The organism is Mesorhizobium vachelliae (assembly GCF_033977325.1).
GTDB lineage: Bacteria > Pseudomonadota > Alphaproteobacteria > Rhizobiales > Rhizobiaceae > Mesorhizobium > Mesorhizobium vachelliae.
On record NZ_JAVIIR010000026.1, the window covers coordinates 27,907 to 47,655 of the forward strand.

A 19,749-nucleotide genomic window follows, 5' to 3' on the forward strand; every position below is an offset into this window, starting at 1 on the left:
GTCCGTCGGCGACGCCGTTCTCTCACGGCGGCCGCTCGAAAACATTGCGCTAGGTCAAAGAACAGGCCGTTTGCGCGCTGTACTTTGAATCCGACGGTCCGCTTGCCTGAGAGTTGGCCGATGTCGCGGCAGTGTCGGGAAGACGTTCAGATGGCCAGCAACCTAGTCAACGACGCGCTTCAAGCATGCCGGTCGGCGATCGCCGGCCTGAAGGACTGCAGACGGAGCAAGACTGCGAGAAGAGAATTTTGGGCGCTTGGACCGGAGGAGTGCAAAGGCATGCTGGATGGCATCGGCATGTCGCCCGGCGAATTCGATGATGCCATGCATCTGCCTTATGCCTCGGAAGATTTCCTCACGCTGGCGATGCTTTCAGTCGGGATCGATCCCGATAGCTTTCATACGCTGGAGTTCGCGCGTGACAGCTTCATGTCCCGAACCTGCATCACGTGCCCCCATCGCCGCAGGTGTCACAGTCATTTGGAAGCCTTCGATTTCGAAAGTCACTATCGCGATTTCTGCCCCAACAGAGAAAATTTCTCGAAGCTCCTCGCCAAAAGATGCGACGCCTAGCTGGCCACAAGAAACTTCACAGTCGAACACAGAACGGACAGCGATTGACGATGCGGCCACAGGACACCCGGACAACACTACCAGGATTTGTTCGCCACCTGTTTCCGACGGTGGCAGGACTGCCGCTCGGGCCGTTGCTGACATTGTCCTTGCGCTCGCTTGCCAGGCGGCGCCCCGGCCTTTTCGAGCGCCTGGGCGAATCCCGTTCGGCCTGCTTCGGTATCGATCCTGTCGACCTCGCATTCGCGTTCTGTGTGGTCCCGGACGGACAACGATCCAGCGTCCGCGTCGTGAGCAAGGATGAGGCTGCCCGATCGGACGTGCAGGTCAAAGGGCCGCTTCTGACCCTGTTGGGCCTGCTTGACGGCACATTGGACGGCGATGCGATGTTCTTCAGCCGTGTGATCTCGATAAGCGGGCGCACGGAAGCAGTGCTCGCCTTGAGGAACACGATAGAGGATGCCGAGCTTCGCCCGGCAGACCTGCTCGGGCTGCACGGCATCCTGGCCCGCTGTGTCGATACCGGGGTCCTCGGCGCCTTGGGCGTCGCGCGCCGATTGGCCGACAACAACACCAGCGAGACGCAGGAAGCATGACGACGACACGCATGGAACTTGTCTGTCCGGCGGGGACCCCCGCTACGTTGAGGGCAGCCGTCCAGGCGGGCGCGGACGCGGTTTATTGCGGATTTCGCGATGAAACCAACGCCCGCAATTTTCCCGGGCTCAATTTCTCCCGGGACGAGCTCGTCGAAGGTGTCCGCTTCGCGCACGGCCACGGCAGCAAGGTTCTGGTTGCGATCAATACCTTTGCGCGCGTCGACGATGTCGACATCTGGAAGAAGGCTGCTGACGCAGCCGCCGAAGCTGGCGCGGATGCCATCATAGCCGCGGACTTCGCCGTCCTCGATCATGTGGCCAGGAACCACAAGCAGATCCGCCTTCATCTGTCGGTGCAGGCTGCCGCGGCGACGCCGGAAGCGATCGGCTTCTATGCGGCTCAGTTCGGCATCCGTCGCGTGGTGCTTCCAAGGGTTCTTTCGCTCCAGGAGATAGCGGCGCTGAACCGCGCCATCGGCGTGGAAACCGAAGCCTTCGTTTTCGGCGGCCTTTGCGTGATGGTCGAAGGGCGCTGCTATCTCTCTTCATACGCGACGGGAAAATCGCCCAATCTCAACGGTGTCTGCTCGCCGCCGGAGATGGTGAGCTATGATGAAGAGCCGGGCGGCACCACGGCGCGGCTGTCCGGCTTCACGATCGACCGGTACGAACGCGGCCAGCCGGTCGGTTATCCCACTCTCTGCAAAGGCAAATTCAAAGCCGACGGCAAGACATCCCATTTGTTCGAGGATCCCGTCAGCCTGAACGCCGGCAGCATGATCGCGGGCTTGAAGGCCGCCGGGGTGACTGCGTTGAAGATCGAGGGGCGCCAGCGCGGCAAGGGCTACGTAAGCGAGGTCGTGCGGGCGTTCAGGAAAGCCGTCGACGCGGTCGAAAAGGGCGGCGACGCTGTCGACATCGACCGGCTTCTCGCCGGCCAGTCGGAAGGGGCTCGGCAGACTGCTGGCGCTTACGAGAAGAAATGGAGATAGGCGGTGCCCGAAATCGCCCTGACGGAAATCGTGCTGACGCTTGGGCCAGTCTTCTTCCATTGGTCCCCCGACCGTCTCCTCGACTTTTACCGCAGGATAGCGGACGAGGCTCCGGTCGAGCGCGTTCACGTCGGTGAAGTCGTCTGCGGAAAACGCATGCCGTTTTCGGACCCGGCGTGGCCGGCAATCATCGAACGGCTGGAACGCGGCGGCAAGCAGGTGGTGCTGTCCACACTGGCCGCGCCGGCGACCGTCCGGGACCGCAAAAGCCTTCAGGACATTTGCGGAGACGACAGGCTGGTCGAGATCAATGACGTATCCGGCCTGCCGTCACGCTCCGGCAAAGCCTTCGTCACGGGTCCATTCCTGAACGTCTACAACGAGGCTTCCGCCAAGTTCCTGATCCAGCTCGGCGCGCAGACTATCTGCCCACCCGTGGAATTGTCGTTTGCGGCGATCGGCGCCATGGCCGTGAAATGTCCGGAGGCCGAGTTCGAGATTTTCGCTTTCGGGCGGCTGCCGCTCGCTCTTTCCGGACGCTGCTATCATGCGCGGGTCCACGGCCTTCACAAGGATTCGTGCCAGTTCACATGCGAAAGGGATCCCGACGGTCTCGCGGTCGATACGCTCGACGACCAGCAGTTCCTGGCCGTCAACGGCGTGCAGACCCTTTCCAATCAGGTGCAGGCCTTCTGCCCCGCGCCCGACACGCTCGCCTCAAAGGGCATCAGGCGACTTCGTTTGTCCCCCCAGACATGCGACATGGTCGAGGTGGCGAGGATCTATAGAAAACTTGCCGACGGCAAGGAGGAGCCCGAAGATGCCCGCTTCGCCCTTTCATGCCTCGATCTGCCGGGCACCCTGGTCGACGGGTACGCCCATGGCAGGCCCGGCTGGCAGGTAAATGCGACGGCCTGACTAAAATGGCCCGGATCGCGATCGTGACCATATCCGACCGTGCGAGCCGCGGTGAGTACGAGGATCTCGGCGGACCGGCAATCGAGCGCTGGCTTCGCCGTGTCCTGGCAGAGCCCTGCGAATTTGTTCGCCGCATCGTCCCTGATGGCCTGGAGAGTGTCCGCGACGTGCTTATCGAGCTCTGCGACCAGGCAGGCGCCGACCTGATCCTCACAACCGGCGGAACCGGTCCCTCGCCAAGGGATCTCACCCCGGAAGCCATGCGGCAGGTCATCACCAAGGAATTGCCCGGTTTCGGCGAGCTCATGCGGCAGGCAAGCCTGCAGCATGTGCGCACGGCCATTCTTTCACGTCAGACCGCGGGAGTGCGCGGCCGCTCGCTGATCATCAACCTGCCCGGAAAACCTGCCTCCATCGACGTGTGCCTCAGCGCCGTCTTCCCCGCCGTGCCCTACTGTCTGGAACTCATCGGCGCGGGCTCGATCGCGGTGCATCCCTCCATGCTTGAGCAGCGTGACTGAGCCGCTTTCCGTCTGGCCGTTCAGCGGCCAACCCGGTTTCGGTACCTGGCAAAATAGTCGCGAACGTGCGAAACCGCCGCCATCCCGTCAGACACTTCGGTCACCTCGGCGCCGACAACGCAGCCATCGAGCTTGCGCCGACAAATGTAGGCAAGAAGCCCGAAACAGCCCGACCTGGTGCCGAGAATGATCCATTCTTGCGCCACATCGAGGCAGCGAGCGACTTCGCCGAAGAAATCGTCCGCTCCCTCTGTCCCCCCATTGTCGCGGTCGCGATGTTCTGTCAGCGGGATCTCGACCCAGGTGTCTTCGATGACAGTCCCGTCGAACAGGAATATTTTGGCCGCCCGGAATTCCAACCAAACGATCGCATACCTGACCTGCATGCTGTGCCCGCCTAAAGCATGTCTCGCGAAAGTGGAAACCGGTTTCGGGATAAAGACATGCGTAAAATCAAAGACCCAAAGCGCATGGAGCGAATCCGAACGATCGCGACGCGCTTTAGCGCGGCCGCCTGGGGTTTTCGGGGGCGGGCATCGCGCAATCCGAATCATCAGGCCAAGCCGCTCCACATCGCGACCCCTCCTGGACCACCGCGGCAAGGATGCGTTCAGGCGAAAGCGGCAGTTCCGTCAACTCGGTTCCCAATGCGTCGTTCACGGCATTGACGATCGCCGCCGCCACCGGAATCGTCGCAATCTCCCCGACCGCTTTCGCACCGAAGGGGCCGGTGGGTTCGCCCTCTTCTACGAGCAGCACGCGTATGGGCGGCATCTCGGGGGCATTGGCCAACGTGTAGCGGCTGAAGCTGTCAGCGCGCATGCGTCCCGTGGCGCGGTCGATGGCGACATCCTCATAGAGCGCGTAGCCGATGCCGATCTGGATTCCGCCATGGATCTGGCCCTCCACCAGCATCGGGTTGATCGCCCTGCCGATATCGTGGACGGCCAGGTAGTCTGTAACCTTTACGCGGCCGGTAAGCCTGTCGACCTCGACCTCGGCGAAGTGCGCGGCATATGAGCCCGGATTGGCCTGGGCGCGGTAGCTTTCTGTCGCCGCCGGCAGTTCGGCCTTGCGGTTGGCCAGGCGTCCAGCAAGCTCCGAGAGCGCCATCCCCGAACCGTCCTGGAGCAGGACTGCGCCAGCTTCCAGTCGCAAGTCATCGGCTTGCGTGTTCAATTCCAGACCCGCAACCGCGCGGATCGACTTCGCAAGGCCGACGCCCGCGCGACGGATGGCTTCCCCACAGATATAGGTCATGCGACTGGCCCGCGTGCCGAGGTCGTAGGGACAGGTATCGGTATCGGCGGGAACGATGACGATGTCGCACGCCCTTAGCCCCAGCGTCTCGGCAGCAATCTGCGCCAGCGTGGTGTCGGCTCCGCAACCGAGATCGTGGAGCGCGCAGACGAGCTCGGCCCGTCCGTCCGGCAACAGTTTCAATGAGGCCGTGGTCTCTTCGTGGAACCCCGGATAGCAGCCGTTGATATGAGTGGCTGAGGCAACCCCGACTCCCCGTCGCCACCGCCCCCGCGTGAAACCCTTCTGGTAGCGTCCGGCCCAGCCGAAGGCCTCGGCGCCACGCGCCAGACACTCTCTGCCGCGGGCGTTACCGAGGTCGAGCCCTTGCCAAGGTTCGATGGCGCCGGGGCCGACGAGGTTTCTCTGGCGCAGCGTCACCGGATCCATTCCCATTCGGCGAGCTGCTATGTTCAACGAAATTTCCGCTATTGCGTGAATTTGCGGCGAGCCGTAGCCGCGGAAGGCGCCCGCAGGCACGGTGTTGGTATATACGGCACGGCCGCTGTAGCGCTCCGCCGGAACATCATAGAGCCGCACCAGCCGCTGAAGCATTGAACTCGGCAGGTAATTGCCGCCGGTGCAGTAGGCGCCGATGTCGACGAGCGTCTCGGTCTCGCGCGCGAGGATGCGGCCGTCGGACCTGAATGCGATGCGCATCCGCCCGGTGACGCTGGAGCGCGTGCGGGTTGCGATGAATGTCTCCTGTCGGTCATAACGAATGATCACCGGACGGCCGAGCTTCAGGGCGAAGAAGGCACAGAGAGGGTCGAGGATCGGCTCCGCCTTTCCTCCGAACGAGCCGCCTATCGGGGTTTTTTGCACTCTTATCTTCTCGGGCGGCAGGCCGAGCGCCTGGCAGACGACTGCCTGAACGGCAAAGACGCTCTGGCACGGCGACAGGATCAGGATGCGGCCGTCAGGCTCGGGCCTGGCGATGCAGGCATGGGTCTCCACGGCACAATGATGGCTGCGAGGGGTGGCGACGCTGGTCTCGACGATCAGATCGGCGGCGGCGAAGGCGGCGTCCGGGTCGCCGTAGACGAAGGTCTCGCCGGCAACGGGGTTCAGGAATGTCGGGGTATCGTCCTCCCGCAGCGGCAATCCCGCATGAGCCAGCGCGACTTCGGGATCGAAGACAGCGGGAAGATCCGAATAGTCGACCTCGATCAGTTGCGCCGCATGGCGGGCGATTTCTTCCGTGTCGGCAACCACCGCCGCCACTCGATCGCCTACGTGGCGCACGATCTGCGGAAACATCTGCTCGTCCGCCAGCGCCTTCTGCCCTGAAAACCATATCGAGCTGTTATAGAGGTGGGACGGCGTGTTGCCGTGCCAGAACACGTCGTGGACACCCTCGACCGCCAAGGCGGCCGTGATGTCGACACGGGCGACTCGAGCATGGGGACGGCTGCTCAGCATCAGCGCGCCGTGCAGCAGGCCCTCGATATGCAGGTCGGCAGTGAAGCGCAGGGCGCCCGTCAGTTTCGCGACGCCGTCGACAAGCGGCACGCGGCGGGACAACTGGTTCATCGCGCGGCGTCCTCGAAAAGGCGTTCGCGCGGGCTCAGCCCAAGCGCTTGCGCAACCAGGTCAAGCCCTAGCCCGGTGATCGCGTGACGCTTGTAGGCTTGCGAGTTCCGGCCCGGGATAGCCGCATCGACCTCGGCGGTCAGGGCCGAAAGAAAATCGCGCAATGTGGCCGAACACAGATCCTTGCCCGCAAGCGCAACCTCGGCAAGGGGCAGGCGCAGCGGACGCGGCCCCAGCGCCCCGGCAGCGATTCGCACACAGCCGAAATGACCATCCCGAAACTCGGCCAGCAGCGCGATATTGAGGCGCGAGATGCTGAGGTCCTGCCGCGGTCCGAGCTTGACGAAAGCGCTGTACGGAAGGAGGCCGCTCCCCGGCAGGATCACTTGCGCGATCAGGTATCCGTGGCCGGGCGTGTAGTCGTAAATCGCGAGTTCGCGCGATGCGCCATCGCGTCCGATACACTCCAACCGGGCTCCGGCTGCGACCAATACCGGCAGGAGATCCGCGGCCGGGGCGGCATTTGCGATATTGCCGCCGACGGTGGCCCGGTTGCGGATTTGAACGGACCCACATTGCGCGGCGGCCTCGGCAAGGGCGGGCAGCCGAGCTCGGAGCCCGTCATCGGCAGCTATCGCAGCGACAGTGGTGGCGCCGCCGACGCGGATATCGCCGCCATCGGAGGAGATGAAACCCATGCCCGCTATGCGAGAGAGATCGATCAGCAACCCACCCGCGGGCGGTAGGCGGCGTGCGATCAGCATGTCCGTCCCGCCGGCTATAAAGGTTATCGGGCCCTCCGTCGCGGCGAACAGCGCCCGCAGCTCCGCCATGTGGGCCGGCGCGGCGACCGAGACCTCGCCCATCAATAGGTCCCCTGGCGAGCGGCGGCGTGGGCGGCGACGGCTTGGACGATGGTCTCGAAACCTGTGCAGCGGCAGATATTGCCCGCCAGCGCGTGGCGGATTTCAGCTTCGACGGGATTGGGAATGGCACGCAAGAGCCCTTCGGCGGCCATCAGAATCCCCGGCGCGCAATAACCGCATTGCACCGCGCCCGTTTGCAGGAACGCATTTTGCAGATCACCGCTTCCGCCGAGTCCCTCAACCGTGATGACCTCGCGCCCAGCGGCCTGGAACGTCAGCACAAGGCAAGAATTGACGGGTCGGCCGTCCAGCAGCACGGTGCAGGCTCCACACTCGCCTTCGCAACAGCCTTCCTTGACGCCTGTCAGGCCAAGGACATCGCGCAGGAAACTGCTCAAACGCGAAACGGCCGAGCCTTCCGTCTCGACTGCCTGACCGTTAACCTTGAAGAATATTCGCATGGCAAGGAATGGTTCTGTCCGAAACGTTTGCTTCGCGGCATTTCGCCAATACTCTAAATATTGTTTCCGCAATTCTGGGCAGAAAACCGCTGCACGCTGGAATTGCTCTGGACAGCGACGTGATCGTCAGCCGCCGCAGCAACAGTCGCACCCGGATGAATGCAGCCTCTTGATCTCAACGCGCCAAATGTCCGGTCCTTGCTGCAGGTATTCCCAACCGAACAGGCCAGGATATCTGGCTTCCATCTGGTAGCGTAAAGGCCGTGGGTCGTGATCGTTCACGATGACGAAGGATTGGCCCCCGGCCAGCGCCTGGGCGATCCCGAAAATCCGAGCGTGGCGCTCCACAGGCGGGACGGCGCGCACATCCAGCTGGGGTTGTGATGAGATTTGCGATTCAGACATATTCATAAATCCCGACTGCTGTGGAAAGCACCGAACACCGACATCCTTGGCCCGGTGCCGAAACGTAGCCTCGGTCGAAATCCGTCTATTTGCCGAAGCGCAAACATTTCGCGGAAAGTGCCGCGATAGGCTGAAAGGCGCCGCCGGTCCCGCACAGACTTTTCTGCTACACAAAGATCATCACGACCATTCCACCAAGAACTGCCAGTGCTAGCCCCGCGATGAGCATGGGCAGCAACGTGTGGCCTGCCTTGGTCCCGCTTGCCGCTTCAGTGCTGAACACAAGAGCTGGCCACTCTTCGATCACTTTTTGCTCCTCAGCCACGAACTTCGTTCACCTTTCAGGCGCTCCGGTCGACGACGCTCCCGTCAGGGAGCACGAAATAAGCCCGCGTCGCTCCGGCGCCGGCGAGAGCCGAAGATGCGCGATCTATGGGCAAAATGGACAAGGCGGTCGAAAGCGCGTCGGCGCAGGTCGCTGTCGGCGCAATGACCGAGACGCTGAGGTAGCGGTTCGCGCACAATCCGGTTGCCGGGTCGAATATGTGGTTGAAGCGCCCCGCCGCATCAAATTCGGTGCCGTAGCCGCCCGAGGTCGCGATGGCCTGGTTGTCAAGCGCAAGCTTCGCGAGGAGACCATCCTCGACACGCGGATCCTTGATGCCGACCGACCAGGGCCGACCCGCGGGACTTCCATCGAGCGCGCGGGTCTCCCCCATGTCGACCAGCGTATGCGTTACCCCGCGGGCTCGCAGAAGCTCGGCGACACGGTCGGTGATGTACCCTTGCGCAATCCCGTTCAGCGTCACGGCCATGCCGGGACGCGCGAACGCGACTTGCCCGTCGTCGACCGCCACCCCCTCATAGCCGCACCGTGCACGCGCGATTGCTATGTCGGCGGTCGACGGCCCATTCGGATCGGCATCCGGTCTGCCGAAATGCGCAGCATAAAGCTCCCACAACGGCTGCACCGTCGGATCGAAGGCGCCGCCGGTCGCGCGTGAATAGCGCGCGCTCGCGGCCAGAAGCTCGACGAGCTCCTGCGGCGGATCGGCGAGCGTGCCATCGCGGTTCAGCCGGGATAGCGCGGAGGTGTTGTCGTAGAGACTGAACACGCGCTCGAGCCGGTGCACCTCGGCTACGGCGTCCGCAACAAGGCGCTCGGCGTCCGCCGCGTCGGGATGGTAGATGCGCAGCGACGCATCCGCGCCAAGCGCGACTCCCCGCCATTCGTGAAGGAGAGACGGCGCCGCTTTTCCCGGGAACCGTCCTCCCAGCGCTGCCAAGCCCAGCCCGGCTACCGCGCCGCTGATGCGAATGAAGCGTCGACGCGACATCGGAGCGCTCGATGCACCGCGCGTCTTTCTCAATCCCTCGGTCATCGTCTTGCTCATTGCATCGCTGCCTGTTCGGACTTTTCGGCTTTATCGAGCGGCACGCCGTCCAGAATGTATTCCTGCGGAATCCGGTCAAACCGGCGTACAGCTCCGCCATGCGCGCTCGCGAACGAACGCGCGGCATTCTCGTCGGAGAACGGCACGGCCTCGTTGCCGCCCATCCCTGAGCCGTAATCGCTGCCGATGACGTACCAGGCGTCGTGCGCCTCGACCCAGGCTCCCGCTTCGGGGCGATCCCAGTTCCTGGCCTTCGCCATGTCGTTGACGTAGATGGCGACGATGTCCTTGGGCTCTCCGGGGAGCATCGAGAAGGCGACGGCGTCGCGAACGGACGAGAACCAGACCGGCTCGGATTTGCCGGCACGGAAGGCCTGCCCCTTCGGGCCGCCATGCTCGAGCAGGCCCATCGAACAGAAATAGGCGACCGACGTGGCCGTCGGCTCCTGCGGTGGCGGCTTGGGCAGGCCGGCGATCTCCTGGCTGCAGCCGGCGAGCAGGAGGCTGGCGGCGACCAGCGCGCCGAGGATCGTTGCGCGTGTCATGGTTCTTTCCTCGAAAAGGCGAAGGCGGCCAGCGCGAGGGGAACCGCCACCCAGGCCGCCAGCGCCGTGAGCAGCACGGCACGGCCGAACTGCATCTGCTCGGCAAGGCCGGCCATCCCGGCGAACAGGCTGGTCTTCGACAGCCCGGCAAGATTGAGAAGCCGAAAGATGTCGGCGGGATCGAGCAGCAGCAGCCAGTTGAAGGCGGCGGCGCTGATCGTCCTGCCCTGATCCGCGACCAAAAGGCCGAGCAGCGCCATGTCGTAGAGGAGGACCAGAACCAGCCAGATGCCGATGGCAAGGCCTGCCGCGGTCGCGCGCTCGCGCACGGTCGCGCTGATCAAGTATCCGAGCGCGACGAAGACGGCGCCGAGCAGGACCGACGAGCCGACCATCCGCGCGAAGCTGCCGAGGCTGTCGGCATCGAACTCGCCGGCCGCGAAAGCGAGCGCTGCTCCGGCGGCGCCATAGCCGAGCACGGTCGCCACTGTCAGGATCGAGAGGTGCCCGAGGAACTTGCCGAACAGGATCTGCCAGCGCGAGAGCGGATAGGAAAGAAGAAGGAGCAGCGTGCCCCGGTCCCGTTCCCCGACGATTGCATCGTGCGACAGGAGGAGCGCGATCAGGGGGACCAGGAAGATCGTCAGGCTCGACAGGCTGACGACCGTGACTTCGAGCGGACTTGCGCCCACCACCCCGGTGGGAGCGCTGCCGAGAAATGCAAGCGTCAGGGCTAAGCCGGCCATAAGCAGGACGGCGCCAAGGGCCCAGCGGTTGCGCAGGCCGTCGCGTATCTCGCGGCCGGCAATCGTTGCTATGGCATTCATTCCGCGGCCTCCCGTGTCAGCTCGTCGCATAGATCGACCAGTGTCGGCGGCATCACCTCGATGTCGCGGACGCCTTGCAGCAGCGAGACGCTGCGGATCGCCTCGATCTTGCCGTCGTCGGCGCAGGTGAGCTCGAAGCGCAGATCGTCGAGCCACTGCACGCCAGGCCGGGCGGTGAATTCCCGCGCCGCATTCCCGTCGACGACATGTACCCGTATGCGAAGCGGCAGGTCCGCCAGACGGCGGAGTTCAGGGAGCGGGCCGCATGCGACCATGCGGCCGGCCTTCATGATGGCGATGCGGTCGGCCTGCTCGATGTCGCTGAGCGCGTGCGAGGAAAGCAGCAGCGTAGCGCCGGCGGCACGCAGCTCAGCCATGACGTCGTAGAACATCTGCCGCGACTCGATGTCGAGGCCGGTTGTCGGCTCGTCGAGGAAGAGGACGCGCGGCTCGCCGAGAAGGGCCTGCGCCAATCCGAGGCGCTGGCGCATACCCTTCGAATAGGTGCCGACGCGGCGGCGCGCGGCGTGAGCGAGACCGACGCGTTCCAGGAGCCGGTCGGTGACGCCGAGCGGCACTTGCTTGAGACGCGCGTAGAAGCGCAGCACCTCGCGGCCGGTCATGGCCGCGGAGAAGGCGACGTTCTCGGGCAGGAAGCCGATCCTGCGCCGGAATGCCATGGCCTCGCGCCCGGCCGGGTCCTCGCCGAGCAGCGCGATGCGCCCGGCGGTCGGCGCGATGAGGCCGAGCGCCATCTTGACCAGCGTGCTCTTGCCGGCTCCGTTGTGCCCGACGATGGCGACGCACTCGCCCGGCGCAACCGAGAGATCCACGTCGCGCACCACATAGGTATCGCCGTATCGCTTCGACACGCCTTGCATGAAGATCGTCGGCAATATGGTCATGGCTTCACCTCGAGCGCTGGCGGGACGGGCGCCATCAGCGGCGCGCTGTCGATGACGCCGCCCGGATGGAGCGCAGGGAACTCCGCTTGAGCCCAGCGTATGACCTGCACGGCCGGGCTGTTGATGAGGAGCTTGGCCGTCGGATAGGTCCACACGACCTTGTCGAAGATATCGTTCGGGCGGTAGGCGGTATCGGCGATGCCGTCGCCATTCAGGTCGAACGCCGGGTTGTCGCTCCAGTAATTGCCGCGCCCGTCCGCCGACCAGTCGAGCGACCGTGTGCCGACGTAGACGACCTGAGAGCGGTTATGGACGAAGGCATTGCCGGTTATCCGGTTGCGCTCCGAACCCGCGGTGAAGTGGATGCCGACAGCGCAATCCTCGAACCAGTTGTCGGCGAACCGGTTCTTGTTGGCGTTGTAGATGAAGACGCACTGGTCGGCCCGCCGCACCAAATTGTCTTCGATGTCCGCATCGTTGGCGTAGTTGAGCAGAAGACCGTGATCGCCATCGTCTTCCGACAGGTTGCGGCGGATCGCCAGGCGGCTCGAATACATGATGACGTAGCCGTCATGGTTGCCGCGCGAGATGTTGTCGGTGACCTCGCTGTCGTTCGTGTACATGTAGTGGACGGCGAAGCGGACATTCTCGATACGGTTGCCGCGGAAGATGTTGTTGCGGCTGGCATTGGTGAAGATGCCGTCGCGTCCGCCTGTGATGTAGTTGCCGATCACCTGCGCTCCCGGCGCGTTCCAGACATAGACGCCGTTGCCGAGCTCGTTGGTCCTGAGGTCGGTCCGCCCGACGATACGGTTGTTCCGCACGATCGCGTTGGCGGCGCCGTGAACATAGACGCCGACGAGGCTGTTCTCGATCCGGCTGTCCTCGACGATCGCGCCCGCGGCGCTTTCTTCGAGGAAGACCGCAGCGTCCATGGGATCGTCGATGCCCGAATTGCGTATGGTGAGGCCGCGTATGACGACGTTCGGGGCAACCACCTCGACGGTGCGGCCCTGGCCCTGCCCGTCGAGGACGGCGCCGGGCTCGGCCACGATGGTGAGAGCGTGGTCGATCCGGATCGGTCCCTGATACAGGCCGGCGGCGAGCCTCAGCGTATCGCCCGAATGCGAGGCGGCAACCGCTTGCCGAAGACCATCGCCCCCCGCAGGGACGGCGAGGGTTTCTGCCCGCCCCGTCCCTGGGAGGAGGAAGGCGCAGGCGGCGACGAGGGCCGCCGCGACTGCGCTCCTGCTATGCTGTTTCCGGATCATGCCGGCTGCGGCTCCACGATCATGCGCCCGGCCATCTCCATGTGGAGCGCATGGCAGAACCACTGGCAGTAGTACCAATGGACGCCGGGGCGGTCCGCGGTGAAAGTCACCGACGCCGTCTGCTGCGGCCCGATCTCCATCGCAATGCCGTGGCGCACCATGGTGAAGCCGTGGGTCAGATCCTCGACGTCGTCCATGTTGGTCACGGTGATGGTGACCTCGTCACCCTGCTTCACCGTGAACTTGTCGAGGCTGTAGGCCGGCGCGACCGAATGCATGTAGACGCGCACCTTGTTGCCGTCGCGGATGACGTTGGCCGCTTCCTCGAGCTTGACGCCGTCCTTCGCCGCCTGCTGCCGCGCTTCCTCCCACATCGGGTCGTCGCGCTTCCACACGATCACGGGCCGGACCTTCGAGCGATGGACCAGGCAGATGTCGTGCGGCTCGGCGAAGCTCGGCCCGTCATGGACCAGGCGCATCTCGTCGCCCGAGATGTCGATCAGCTGGTCGTTCTCCGGATGCAGCGGCCCCACCGGCAGGAAGCGGTCCTTGGAGAACTTGTTGAGCGACATCAGCCACTTGCCGTCCGCTTCCTTGGTCTCGCCCATGGAAGTGTGGTTGTGGCCCGGCTGATAATGAACGTCGATCTTCTGGATGATCGGATCGACCTTGGCGCCGCCGTAAGCCTGGATCGCCTTGTCGATGTTCCACTTGACGACCTGGCTGTCGAGGAACAGCGTGGTATAGGCGTTGCCCTTGCCGTCAAAGGCCGTGTGGAGCGGTCCGAGACCCAGCTCAGGTTCGGCGACGACGACGTCGCGCGGCTTGATCTTGTCGTCGAACAGGTCGTCGAAACGGCGCACATCCAGAAGCGTGACGGTCGGCGAGAGCTTGCCGGCGATCGCGAGATGGATGCCGTCGGGCGCCGTGTTGCAGCCGTGCGGATTGTTGCCGGCCGGAACGTAGCGCGTGTAGCGCGAGCCATGCCGCCCGTCGACCACCGGTACGCCGTTGATCTCCTTGTAATCGCCCTTCTTGACCGCATCCTCGATGCGCTTGAGGTTGAAAAGCACCACCCAGTCGCGATCCGCCGCCGTCATTTCAGCGAGCGTCACGCCCCGCTCCGAATTGTAGCAGGTCGAGAACGCGTACTTGCCCTGGTAGTCGGCGTCTGTGTTGTCGAGATTGCCGTCGACCAGCACCTGCCAGGCGATCTTCATGGTATCGCCATCGATCGCCGTGAAGACCGACCAGTACTGCTTGGGATCGTCGAGGACCTTGCCGTCGTTCGGGATCGGGATGATGTGCTCGCTGTTAGCGAACACGTAGCCGGTCCGCGGATACTTCTGCAGACGCAGTCCGTGAATGTCGGACGCGTTCGGAATCTCGATGATCTTGTCGCACTTCATCACGTCGCAGCGGATGCGCGCGACGCGGCAATTGGCCTTGTCGTTGACGAACAGATAGCGTCCGTCATAGGTGCCGTCCGTGAAGGACATATGCGGGTGATGCAGGTCGCCATTGGGGTAGACGCCGCCGCGCTTGGCGAGGAACGCCTGCGTGGTCGGCATCAGGCCTTCCGTCATGATCTTCCGGCTCTCGTTGGTGGTACCCCAGCCGGTGGCGCTGCAGCGGTTGAACACCGGAATGCGCATCAGCTCGCGCATCGAAGGCAAGCCGATGACACGCACCTCGCCGCACTGGCCGCTCGAGCTGAAGCCGTAATATTCGTCGAGATCGCCGGGGCGGATCTCGCTGGTCGCCTCCTTGGCATGGGCGGGCCTGGTGAACCCGGCAACGCCGACGGCTCCGCCACCGGCTGCGCTGGCGAGGCCGGCCAGTATGGCGGCCTTGCCGCTTCCGGCCAGAAGCTTGCGGCGGCTTACTCCAGTCTCCGTTTCCACCGACCTGTCATCATCGTCCTTCATTGGTCGTCTCCTTCTATTGACGCGGCCTGGCTGGCCGCAGGCTTCCGTTCCACGGATGGTTCGCGACCGTTGACGGTCACCAGGACCCTCGGCTTGCGCTTGGGTTCCGGCACCATCGACGGCGACTGCAGGGCCAGGAACTTCTCACGCTTGATGCGCTTCTGGATCACCACCGGACAGCGCTGGTCGTCGTGGTAGAGCACCTGGCAGTTGAGGCACTGGATGCATTCGTTGGGATTGATCGTCCCTTCCGGATGGATCGCCTGGACGGGACAGTCATTGGAGCAGCGCTGGCAGGGCGAGCCGCATTCCTTGTAACGCTTCAACCAATCGAACATGCGCACACGGGCCGGGATAGCCAGCGCGCCGCCGAGCGGGCAAAGGTAGCGGCAGTAGAAACGTTCGATGAAGAGTCCGGGCGCAAGGCAGCCGACGGCAAACAGCACGAACCACCACTCGCGCGCGAAATGCAGGATGATCGCGGTCTTGAAGGGCTCCACCTCGGCCGCTTCCTCAGCAAGGCCGAGCGAGCCGAAGGAAAGGCCGAAGAGTGCGAGGAAGATCATATATTTGAACGGCCACAGGCGCTGGTTGAGCCAGAACGGCACGCGGACCTGCGGAATGCGCGCCCAGCGCGCCAGCCGGTTCGTCCACTCCTGCAATGCGCCGAACGGGCAGAGCCAGCCGCAATAGGCGCCGCGCCCCCAGAACAGCAACGCGGCCGCGACCGCCGACCACAAGATGAAGATCAGCGGGTCGCGCAGGAAATAATCCCAGCGGAAGTCGCCGCGCAGCGAGTTGAAGAAGGTGAGGATGTTCACGACCGACAGCTGCGCGTGCTCGTACCAGCCAAGCCATAGAAGCGTGAAGGCGAGATAGCTGAGCCGGATGCGCTCGTAGGCGCGCGGCCACTTCACGAGGATATCCTGGAAGAAGAAGATGCCGGTGAGCACGCCGATGGCGGCGAGCATGATGGCGATGTCGACCTTCCGCGCCAGCCACATCCGCTGCCAAAGCGGCGGCTCGTTGTCCGCCGCCGCCACCGCCGGTTGCGTGGCCGCCGACGCCGGTGCGGCCACCGCCAGGGGCGTGACCGCCGGCGGCGCAACAGGCGCGGTCAGGAACTTGTCGGGGGTCGAGTAGTCGAGCCCCGTCGTGACGAATGCCTTGTCGAGCGCACCGGTCGCCCGCTGCACGAGCAGCTGGAACCGCCATGGCGCCCCGGGATCGAGGTTCGAGCCGTCGGGCGTGACGAAGACGCCGATCTCCGGAAAGTCCGGCGCGCCTTCGGCGGCCACCGCGCCGAGCCGCCGATAGTTGCGATCGCGGAAGCGTATGCTGCCCTCGCTCTGGATCAGCTCGATGCGATCGAAGATGCCGCCGCGCACATAGCCGGAGCCGCGAAAGGAATACGGTCCGTCGCCGGCGACGAGGATCGCCTGCTGGCCGGGCTTCAGGTCCTGGCGAAGGCGGTCATATTCAGCGTCGCCGAGCAGCGATCGGCCGACCGCCGGCACGCTTGCCAGCGCAACGTAGACATCGACGAAAGAGGCATTGGGGTCCCCCTGCTGCGGGCGGGCGATCGCCGCGGCATTGCCCGTCCGCTGAAACAGGTCGTCGAGCTCCTTGTTGGTGATCGCAAGCCTGCGGACCGATCCGTCGCCGAGCAGGGCCTGCCAGGTTTCGACGGCGCTTATGGTCTGATCGATGGTGCGGCGGGCGGGCTCAGAAGCGACACCGGCAACACCGGTGCCGAGGTTGCGCGATCGCGCGATCTTGACCGCCGACTGCGTCATGCTGTCGGCGATGACCATCATGGTGACAGTCGCGCCGCTGACGATGTCGACCGGCATGCGGCTCTCCTCGCTCGGATCGAGGACACGCCTTCCGATGAAGCCGTCGATGTAATGTTCGATCTTCGCTTGAGGGATGCCGACCAGAACGATCGGTTCGTGATGCTCGACAAGCTTTGCGCCGGTGATCTTGCCGTCGAGGTCGATGCCGACGACGATGTTGATCGGCTTGCCCGAGTAGCCGGTCGAATCGACGACATCATTCGTGAGGAAGGCGTAGCCGACGGGCTGACCGCCCTTGAGCAATTTCGCCGCGGGCGGGTTGCCCTCGACGCCGCCGAAACTGTCGGCCGCGGGATCGATGTCGGATGCCTTGATCCCGCCCAGGAATTCGCCGAGCCGCCCGGACGCGTTGGCTTCAGCCTGCGGCAACAGGAGGGCAAGCAGGAGGAAGAAAGAAGCCAGGAAACCCAGGCTCACCGATTTCCATCCGAATCCGAAAACTGGTTTCATTTCCACGGCCGGCCGTCTGCACCAAAGCCCGATCGTTCGTCGATCGGACGCGCGCTACCCTTAGACGATCGCCCCGGAGGCTCTTTGATCTAAGACAAACTCAAATGGCACCAGCAGGTGTCACATTGGCGCTCATTGAACGAGGAGACGCTCGCATGAGGCGGCTGAGTGAAGAACCCAATGTGCGGCTGCGCGATGTTCCGCAACTGCTCGGCTTGGCGACGGCCATGGAGGAAACGGCGGCACAGCACCACCAAAGGCTCGCGGCTCGTATGGAAAAGCTGAACGAGCGAGAGATTGCCGGAACGTTCAGCGCGCTTGTCGAAGAGCAGCGCGACCATATCGAAGAAATCGCGCGCCATTCCATTGAATTGACGGGCGCGCCGCCGCTGGCACCGGCCGATTTGCGCGGACTGCCTTCCGAAATCTCTCGATCATGGGACGAAGCGGAGGCCAGCGCGTTGCTCACCCCGTACCGGGCCCTCGGCGTCGCGGTGGACAACGAAATGCTGGCCTTCGCCTTCTATTCCTATGTCGCGGCGCATAGCGAAGATGCGACAGTGCGCGCAACGGCGGAGTGGCTCGCCGGAAAGGCGCTCGACCACGCCGCGAGGCTGCGCGGGGAACGGCGTCGCGCCTATCGGCGCGAAGGCGCCAGGCACGCCCGCGATGGGAGGTCGATGCTGGACGCCTCGTCGCTGCCGGAGTTCGCGCGCCAGAGCCGGCGGCTGGAATCGCGTGCGGCCGTCATCCATCGCCGGATCGCCGCGCGGCTCGCCGCGCTGGGCGAGAATGCGGCCTCCAAGACGATCGCCGAGGTTGCCGAGCGGGAGCGCGCGGGCGAGCCTGAAGTCGCCGACGGAACTGTCGAAGCAGCAAGAACAGACTTTCCGCAACCTGCCAAACCCTTGCCGCTTCTGCGCGCCGCGCTCGCCGAGGCCGAACGGCTGCACCAGGCCTATCTCGATCTCGCCGACCACACGCGCGACGAGCAGGTGCTCGCCGCGGCCCAGCAGGCGGCGGATCGAGCCATGCAGAGCCTCGCGGCCATAGCGGCGCGGCTGCAGGCGTTCGGCTGACGTGGCACGTCAGCGTGGGGCGTGGGCGCGCCCTAGAGCGTTTCACCGTTTCACGGAAACAGCGAACCGCTCTATCTCCTTGTTTTTACGCAATTCCGGACGGAAAACCGTTCACACTTTTCCTGGAATTGCTCTATTGGCTGATCTGTTTGAACAGCTCCTCGAAAGCCTTCTTGGCCTTGCCGGGCTGGTTGACCGACTCGGCCGCCTTCAGATTGCTGCTCGGATCGCCGACCACGACAAGCGCGACCATGCCCATGCCGTAGTGAGGATTGCACTTGATGCCGTAAACGCCGGGCTTGGTGAATGTGACCGAGACATCCTTGTTCATCTCACCCTTGAACGGCTGGGCGCCGTCCGGCAGCATACCGGGGATGGACTCAACATCGTGGCCCTTGTCCTTGGCGACGAAATGGACGGTGTCGCCGGGCGCTACCTTGAGAAAGGAGGGATCGAGCTGAAACATCCCGTGCTTACCCATGTTGAGCATGTTGACTTCAACCTCGGCTGCATGAGCACCGGCCGCAATCAGGGTGGCTGCCGCAACCGACAGCGCAAGTTTAATCGAACGCATTTTCTTCCGTGTCCTTATTTGCTGGGATGAGATCGCTGAGGATCGATCCATAACGTCATTAGACGAAGCCAGCCGCCGGACGTTGCGCTGGATCAAATTCGCGGGCGGTTGCCGTTGAAATGCGCGGACTTTGTTCATGCGCTATGCGCTTGAGGGCAATTTCCGGCGGTGCAGGAGCCCTGCATGAAGGACGACCGCCTTAAGAGGATCCGGCGCTTTTTGTATTTGGACGGCCCCTCGAACATCATCAATGATCCGGCGAGCGCGATCGGCCCCTCGCTGCCGGCGCTGCGACGGGGTTTTGTGGAAGAGGAAGGCGCCGGATCGGACTACAAACAAAAACACTCCCGGAGGCGAGCTCTCGGGAGTGTCGGTCGGATACAAGAACGCCCGCTTAAAGCGCGTCGCGATCTTTCAGATTCGCTCCATGCGCTTTAGGTTTTTGATTTTGCGCATGTCTTTATCCCGAAACCGGTTCCCACTTTCGGGAGACATGCTTTAATGGGGCGTTTTGTTGTTTGGTTGGGGGAGAGGATTTGGCTTTTTTGTTGCGCGGCGTTGGTATTGCCTTTTTGCGGGGCGCTCTTGCGGGCGGCTGATGACAACTCAAATCAGCCGGCCACCACAGCCGGATACGACAACGCCCGCTTGATGCGGGCTTTTTTGTTGTTTGGTTGCGGGGACAGGATTTGAACCTGTGACCTTCAGGTTATGAGCCTGACGAGCTACCGGGCTGCTCCACCCCGCGTCACC

The 19,749-nt window shown here is 63.9% G+C and carries 22 protein-coding genes and 1 tRNA gene; 8 read left to right on the plus strand and 15 right to left on the minus strand.

Annotated elements, in window-relative coordinates; translation table 11 throughout:
* Positions 1-150 precede the first annotated feature (150 nt).
* Genes RFM41_RS31930 through mog form a run of 5 tightly spaced genes read left to right on the plus strand, consistent with a single transcriptional unit; the run spans position 151 to position 3,603 of the window.
* On the plus strand, positions 151-573 hold the full coding sequence (locus RFM41_RS31930) for a hypothetical protein (RefSeq protein WP_320253189.1): 423 nt from the start codon (positions 151-153) through the stop codon (positions 571-573).
* Positions 574-623: 50 nt separating this feature from the next.
* Entirely contained in the window at positions 624-1,169 is a 546-nt protein-coding gene (gene ubiT, locus RFM41_RS31935) for a ubiquinone anaerobic biosynthesis accessory factor UbiT (protein WP_320253210.1), read from the plus strand.
* Positions 1,166-2,164 (plus strand): ubiquinone anaerobic biosynthesis protein UbiU, encoded by a 999-nt coding sequence (gene ubiU, locus RFM41_RS31940; RefSeq protein WP_320253190.1) that lies wholly within the window; start codon positions 1,166-1,168, stop codon positions 2,162-2,164. Before ubiT ends, ubiU begins: the two co-directional genes overlap by 4 nt.
* 18 nt (positions 2,165-2,182) lie before the next feature.
* The gene (gene ubiV / locus RFM41_RS31945; protein WP_320253211.1) at positions 2,183-3,082 is read left to right on the plus strand and encodes a ubiquinone anaerobic biosynthesis protein UbiV; all 900 of its coding nucleotides are present in this window, start codon (positions 2,183-2,185) and stop codon (positions 3,080-3,082) included.
* Positions 3,083-3,087: 5 nt separating this feature from the next.
* Positions 3,088-3,603 carry a molybdopterin adenylyltransferase gene (gene mog / locus RFM41_RS31950; RefSeq protein ID WP_320253191.1) on the plus strand — a complete coding sequence of 172 codons (516 nt, stop codon included), beginning with the start codon at positions 3,088-3,090 and terminating at the stop codon, positions 3,601-3,603.
* Between the two features lie 20 nt (positions 3,604-3,623).
* On the opposite strand, the gene RFM41_RS31955 is transcribed toward mog, so the two are convergent.
* From RFM41_RS31955 to RFM41_RS31970, 4 genes are all read right to left on the minus strand, one after another.
* Complete coding sequence (locus RFM41_RS31955; RefSeq protein WP_320253192.1) at positions 3,624-3,989, minus strand: hypothetical protein; 366 nt, start codon at positions 3,987-3,989, stop codon at positions 3,624-3,626.
* Positions 3,990-4,104: 115 nt separating this feature from the next.
* Positions 4,105-6,435, minus strand: coding sequence for a xanthine dehydrogenase family protein molybdopterin-binding subunit (locus tag RFM41_RS31960; protein WP_320253193.1), 2,331 nt, complete (start codon positions 6,433-6,435; stop codon positions 4,105-4,107).
* Positions 6,432-7,301, minus strand: coding sequence for an FAD binding domain-containing protein (locus RFM41_RS31965; protein ID WP_320253194.1), 870 nt, complete (start codon positions 7,299-7,301; stop codon positions 6,432-6,434). The genes RFM41_RS31960 and RFM41_RS31965 overlap by 4 nt, the downstream gene beginning before the upstream one ends.
* Positions 7,301-7,762: a (2Fe-2S)-binding protein gene (locus RFM41_RS31970; protein WP_320253195.1), complete on the minus strand. Its 462-nt coding sequence runs from the start codon at positions 7,760-7,762 to the stop codon at positions 7,301-7,303. The genes RFM41_RS31965 and RFM41_RS31970 overlap by 1 nt, the downstream gene beginning before the upstream one ends.
* A gap of 8 nt (positions 7,763-7,770) precedes the next feature.
* On the opposite strand from RFM41_RS31970, the gene RFM41_RS31975 reads away from it, so the two are divergent.
* Entirely contained in the window at positions 7,771-7,935 is a 165-nt protein-coding gene (locus RFM41_RS31975) for a hypothetical protein (protein ID WP_320319337.1), read from the plus strand.
* Here the strand turns inward: RFM41_RS31975 and RFM41_RS31980 are convergent.
* From RFM41_RS31980 to RFM41_RS32020, 9 genes are all read right to left on the minus strand, one after another.
* On the minus strand, positions 7,889-8,167 hold the full coding sequence (locus tag RFM41_RS31980) for a DUF2249 domain-containing protein (RefSeq protein WP_320253196.1): 279 nt from the start codon (positions 8,165-8,167) through the stop codon (positions 7,889-7,891). The genes RFM41_RS31975 and RFM41_RS31980 overlap by 47 nt on opposite strands.
* Positions 8,168-8,333: 166 nt before the next feature.
* Positions 8,334-8,492, minus strand: coding sequence for a hypothetical protein (locus tag RFM41_RS31985; RefSeq protein ID WP_320319336.1), 159 nt, complete (start codon positions 8,490-8,492; stop codon positions 8,334-8,336).
* A gap of 16 nt (positions 8,493-8,508) precedes the next feature.
* Positions 8,509-9,561 carry an FAD:protein FMN transferase gene (locus tag RFM41_RS31990; protein ID WP_320253198.1) on the minus strand — a complete coding sequence of 351 codons (1,053 nt, stop codon included), beginning with the start codon at positions 9,559-9,561 and terminating at the stop codon, positions 8,509-8,511.
* Positions 9,558-10,106, minus strand: a complete 549-nt coding sequence (locus tag RFM41_RS31995) for a nitrous oxide reductase accessory protein NosL (RefSeq protein ID WP_320253199.1) — start codon at positions 10,104-10,106, stop codon at positions 9,558-9,560. The genes RFM41_RS31990 and RFM41_RS31995 overlap by 4 nt, the downstream gene beginning before the upstream one ends.
* The gene (locus RFM41_RS32000) at positions 10,103-10,933 is read right to left on the minus strand and encodes an ABC transporter permease (RefSeq protein WP_320253200.1); all 831 of its coding nucleotides are present in this window, start codon (positions 10,931-10,933) and stop codon (positions 10,103-10,105) included. Before RFM41_RS32000 ends, RFM41_RS31995 begins: the two co-directional genes overlap by 4 nt.
* Positions 10,930-11,838 carry an ABC transporter ATP-binding protein gene (locus tag RFM41_RS32005; protein WP_320253201.1) on the minus strand — a complete coding sequence of 303 codons (909 nt, stop codon included), beginning with the start codon at positions 11,836-11,838 and terminating at the stop codon, positions 10,930-10,932. The genes RFM41_RS32000 and RFM41_RS32005 overlap by 4 nt, the downstream gene beginning before the upstream one ends.
* Complete coding sequence (locus RFM41_RS32010; RefSeq protein ID WP_320253202.1) at positions 11,835-13,109, minus strand: nitrous oxide reductase family maturation protein NosD; 1,275 nt, start codon at positions 13,107-13,109, stop codon at positions 11,835-11,837. The genes RFM41_RS32005 and RFM41_RS32010 overlap by 4 nt, the downstream gene beginning before the upstream one ends.
* Positions 13,106-15,037 (minus strand): TAT-dependent nitrous-oxide reductase, encoded by a 1,932-nt coding sequence (gene nosZ, locus RFM41_RS32015; protein ID WP_320253203.1) that lies wholly within the window; start codon positions 15,035-15,037, stop codon positions 13,106-13,108. Before nosZ ends, RFM41_RS32010 begins: the two co-directional genes overlap by 4 nt.
* Positions 15,034-17,310 carry a 4Fe-4S binding protein gene (locus RFM41_RS32020; RefSeq protein WP_320253204.1) on the minus strand — a complete coding sequence of 759 codons (2,277 nt, stop codon included), beginning with the start codon at positions 17,308-17,310 and terminating at the stop codon, positions 15,034-15,036. Before RFM41_RS32020 ends, nosZ begins: the two co-directional genes overlap by 4 nt.
* Before the next feature lie 188 nt (positions 17,311-17,498).
* On the opposite strand from RFM41_RS32020, the gene RFM41_RS32025 reads away from it, so the two are divergent.
* A complete protein-coding gene (locus tag RFM41_RS32025) occupies positions 17,499-18,422 on the plus strand; it encodes a ferritin-like domain-containing protein (protein WP_320253205.1) in 924 nt (307 codons plus the stop codon).
* A 133-nt stretch (positions 18,423-18,555) separates the two neighbouring features.
* On the opposite strand, the gene RFM41_RS32030 is transcribed toward RFM41_RS32025, so the two are convergent.
* Positions 18,556-19,134 (minus strand): pseudoazurin, encoded by a 579-nt coding sequence (locus RFM41_RS32030; RefSeq protein WP_320253206.1) that lies wholly within the window; start codon positions 19,132-19,134, stop codon positions 18,556-18,558.
* 45 nt (positions 19,135-19,179) lie between these two features.
* Between RFM41_RS32030 and RFM41_RS32035 the strand changes: the two genes are divergently transcribed.
* A complete protein-coding gene (locus RFM41_RS32035; RefSeq protein ID WP_320253207.1) occupies positions 19,180-19,434 on the plus strand; it encodes a hypothetical protein in 255 nt (84 codons plus the stop codon).
* Between the two features lie 233 nt (positions 19,435-19,667).
* Here RFM41_RS32035 and RFM41_RS32040 read toward each other — a convergent pair.
* A tRNA-Met gene (locus RFM41_RS32040) sits at positions 19,668-19,744 on the minus strand.
* Between the last annotated feature and the right edge of the window lie 5 nt (positions 19,745-19,749).

Excerpts from the sequence above, each read along its gene's own strand:
- RFM41_RS31930 (WP_320253189.1), top strand. The coding sequence starts at position 151 with ATGGCCAGCAACCTAGTCAACGACGCGCTTCAAGCATGCCGGTCGGCG.
- ubiT (WP_320253210.1), top strand. The coding sequence starts at position 624 with ATGCGGCCACAGGACACCCGGACAACACTACCAGGATTTGTTCGCCAC.
- ubiU (WP_320253190.1), top strand. The coding sequence starts at position 1,166 with ATGACGACGACACGCATGGAACTTGTCTGTCCGGCGGGGACCCCCGCT.
- mog (WP_320253191.1), top strand. The coding sequence starts at position 3,088 with ATGGCCCGGATCGCGATCGTGACCATATCCGACCGTGCGAGCCGCGGT.
- RFM41_RS31955 (WP_320253192.1), bottom strand. The coding sequence starts at position 3,989 with ATGCAGGTCAGGTATGCGATCGTTTGGTTGGAATTCCGGGCGGCCAAA.
- RFM41_RS31960 (WP_320253193.1), bottom strand. The coding sequence starts at position 6,435 with ATGAACCAGTTGTCCCGCCGCGTGCCGCTTGTCGACGGCGTCGCGAAA.
- RFM41_RS31965 (WP_320253194.1), bottom strand. The coding sequence starts at position 7,301 with ATGGGCGAGGTCTCGGTCGCCGCGCCGGCCCACATGGCGGAGCTGCGG.
- RFM41_RS31970 (WP_320253195.1), bottom strand. The coding sequence starts at position 7,762 with ATGCGAATATTCTTCAAGGTTAACGGTCAGGCAGTCGAGACGGAAGGC.
- RFM41_RS31975 (WP_320319337.1), top strand. The coding sequence starts at position 7,771 with ATGGTTCTGTCCGAAACGTTTGCTTCGCGGCATTTCGCCAATACTCTA.
- RFM41_RS31980 (WP_320253196.1), bottom strand. The coding sequence starts at position 8,167 with ATGTCTGAATCGCAAATCTCATCACAACCCCAGCTGGATGTGCGCGCC.
- RFM41_RS31990 (WP_320253198.1), bottom strand. The coding sequence starts at position 9,561 with ATGAGCAAGACGATGACCGAGGGATTGAGAAAGACGCGCGGTGCATCG.
- RFM41_RS31995 (WP_320253199.1), bottom strand. The coding sequence starts at position 10,106 with ATGACACGCGCAACGATCCTCGGCGCGCTGGTCGCCGCCAGCCTCCTG.
- RFM41_RS32000 (WP_320253200.1), bottom strand. The coding sequence starts at position 10,933 with ATGAATGCCATAGCAACGATTGCCGGCCGCGAGATACGCGACGGCCTG.
- RFM41_RS32005 (WP_320253201.1), bottom strand. The coding sequence starts at position 11,838 with ATGACCATATTGCCGACGATCTTCATGCAAGGCGTGTCGAAGCGATAC.
- RFM41_RS32010 (WP_320253202.1), bottom strand. The coding sequence starts at position 13,109 with ATGATCCGGAAACAGCATAGCAGGAGCGCAGTCGCGGCGGCCCTCGTC.
- nosZ (WP_320253203.1), bottom strand. The coding sequence starts at position 15,037 with ATGAAGGACGATGATGACAGGTCGGTGGAAACGGAGACTGGAGTAAGC.
- RFM41_RS32025 (WP_320253205.1), top strand. The coding sequence starts at position 17,499 with ATGAGGCGGCTGAGTGAAGAACCCAATGTGCGGCTGCGCGATGTTCCG.
- RFM41_RS32030 (WP_320253206.1), bottom strand. The coding sequence starts at position 19,134 with ATGAACAAAGTCCGCGCATTTCAACGGCAACCGCCCGCGAATTTGATC.
- RFM41_RS32035 (WP_320253207.1), top strand. The coding sequence starts at position 19,180 with ATGAAGGACGACCGCCTTAAGAGGATCCGGCGCTTTTTGTATTTGGAC.